The organism is Microvirga sp. HBU67558 (assembly GCF_018069605.1).
Lineage (GTDB): Bacteria > Pseudomonadota > Alphaproteobacteria > Rhizobiales > Beijerinckiaceae > Microvirga > Microvirga terrae.
The window spans coordinates 1-648 of record NZ_JAGPUP010000248.1 but is presented as its reverse complement, the minus strand read 5'-3'; the positions used below and the strand labels follow the sequence as shown (position 1 = coordinate 648).

The window sequence follows — 648 nt, the reverse complement described above, 5'->3', positions numbered from 1 at the left end:
CTCGGCTCCAAGGAGGGCTTCGCCAACATGGCCCAGGCCATCACCGAGCCCGGCGACGTGATTCTGGTGCCGAACCCGAGCTATCCGATCCATGCCTTCGGGTTCCTGATGGCCGGCGGCGTCATCCGGTCGGTCCCGGCCGAGCCGACCCCCGAATTCTTCGTCGCAGCGGAGCGCGCCGTCGCCCACTCGATCCCCAAGCCCGTGGCGCTCGTCGTGTGCTACCCGTCGAACCCGACCGCCTATGTGGCGTCCCTCGATTTCTACCGGGATCTCGTCGCCTTCGCGAAGAAGCACGACCTCATCCTCCTGTCGGACCTCGCCTATTCGGAAGTCTATTTCGACGAATCGAACCCGCCGCCCTCGATCCTGCAGGTGCCGGGAGCCATCGACGTGGCGGTGGAGTTCACCTCCATGTCCAAGACCTTCTCCATGGCCGGCTGGCGCATCGGCTTCGCGGTCGGCAACGAGCGCCTGCTGGCGGCTCTCGCCCGGGTGAAGTCCTATCTCGACTACGGCGCCTTCACGCCCGTCCAGGTGGCCGCGACCGCGGCCCTGAACGGGCCGGACGATTGCATCCGCGAGATGCGCGCCACCTACAAGCGCCGCCGGGACGTGATGGTCGAGTCCTTCGCCAAGGCGGGCTGG

General features: G+C 67.3%; 1 protein-coding gene. It reads left to right on the top strand.

Annotated features, from left to right (window positions below):
• Window positions 1-648 (top strand): aminotransferase class I/II-fold pyridoxal phosphate-dependent enzyme (locus tag KBI52_RS01050; RefSeq protein ID WP_210804808.1); only part of this gene is annotated, 648 nt, incomplete at both ends.